Raw genomic sequence first — 1,264 nt, forward strand, 5'->3', positions numbered from 1 at the left:
GGAGAAGTAGCGGGTCCACACGTGGTCATAGTAGCGGTGAGCGTTGAGGAAGCCTCCATCCCCCGCCATGACGTAATCCTTGGCTGCATCCAGATCCTCAGGAGGAATTCCCTCTACTTTGGACATCACCTGGTCGAACACTACGGCGTAGCAATCGAACACGTCCTGTGCCGGCTTGATTTCGAGCGCCTTGTAAGGAGGCTCTGTCTCTGTCACCCGTGGTGCAGTGGCGGTTTGCCCACCAAAGAAAGACTTCAAATGCCGGATGATTCCCATAATTTTTAGCCTCCACTACGACGCTGCTTGTGTTCTTCGATAGCGACGGATAAGAGAGCACAGCGCTCTCTCACATCGGAACGCCCATTTCGTTCCCCTTCTCAATGAATACGTCTCCTGCGGCTTCCAGCAGCGTCATGTCCAGGTTGTTGAATGGGTAGAAGCCTGCATTCGTGTGAGCCTCAGCTACCGCTGTCCCCAAGCACGCTAGGAGTGCAAAGCGGTTGGGGTCACCTTCACTGCTCAGTGAGAGCGCCCTCGACAGTGCGACGGCGGTGACAGCTATTTTGTGAGGTCGTTGTCCAAACTTTCCGCTGAAAATATCAGGTCGTTCGTCCCAAGCCGCTTGAACGATTGAATTTGCATAGCTCGCCGGGTTGCCGCTGAAGTAGCCGATCTTCTGTTGCTGCTCCAACAAATTCTGGACGCAAACGGCTGCTTCGCTCTTCTTGATGCTGTCTTTGATGCCGCTGAACAATCCCATTTAACCCCCTGTATGCTGCTTCCGTCCTGCCATCAATCTTCTTCAAGAAGCCCTTTGATGATGTCATTCACTTTGGAGGCACTGTCTTTCGCAACATTGAAGAGGCTATTGATCTTGTTATCAGCTTCTTCTGATTCGAAGATTACCCGCCCCCAATTATCAAGCATCAGGAAAATGTTCATGCTTGCCCAGAACCACTCGTCTACATCTGTGAAATGCTTGAATCGGCGCTCATACACCGCAATTCTCTGCTTATCCTTATACTTACATGTGATGTAAGACGGGATCAGGTAATGAGTTCCCTCAGTAAGAACCTTGGGCGGCTCTGAGAAAGACCAATCCACCTTGCCCTCTGCGGTCTCCCAGATCATGTTGTCAATCAATCGTTCAACATCTTTTGAAAGATTCAAGTCAGTTCACCCATTTATTTTCGTTTTTGATGTGTTCCAGAGTCTTGATGACTCCTTGGAGTTCATCCCAGATATGTCTCGCACGTGCTCTATC

The 1,264-nt window shown here is 50.3% G+C and carries 3 protein-coding genes; all 3 read right to left on the reverse strand.

Going from position 1 to position 1,264, the window contains the following annotated elements; all coding sequences use genetic code 11:
• Nucleotides 1-276, reverse strand: a 276-nt coding sequence (locus tag ACFQ6N_RS40910; protein ID WP_380659208.1) for a hypothetical protein, incomplete at its 3' end; no start/stop codon positions are given.
• Nucleotides 277-346: 70 nt separating this feature from the next.
• The gene (locus ACFQ6N_RS40915) at nucleotides 347-760 is read right to left on the reverse strand and encodes a hypothetical protein (RefSeq protein ID WP_365891120.1); all 414 of its coding nucleotides are present in this window, start codon (nucleotides 758-760) and stop codon (nucleotides 347-349) included.
• Between the two features lie 32 nt (nucleotides 761-792).
• The gene (locus ACFQ6N_RS40920; protein ID WP_322535635.1) at nucleotides 793-1,131 is read right to left on the reverse strand and encodes a hypothetical protein; all 339 of its coding nucleotides are present in this window, start codon (nucleotides 1,129-1,131) and stop codon (nucleotides 793-795) included.
• Nucleotides 1,132-1,264: the final 133 nt, after the last annotated feature.

Origin of the sequence: Kitasatospora sp. NPDC056446 (assembly GCF_042796115.1) — a bacterium.
Taxonomy (GTDB): domain Bacteria; phylum Actinomycetota; class Actinomycetes; order Streptomycetales; family Streptomycetaceae; genus Kitasatospora.

Excerpts from the sequence above, each read along its gene's own strand:
- ACFQ6N_RS40920 (WP_322535635.1), bottom strand. The coding sequence starts at position 1,131 with ATGATCTGGGAGACCGCAGAGGGCAAGGTGGATTGGTCTTTCTCAGAG.
- ACFQ6N_RS40915 (WP_365891120.1), bottom strand. The coding sequence starts at position 760 with ATGGGATTGTTCAGCGGCATCAAAGACAGCATCAAGAAGAGCGAAGCA.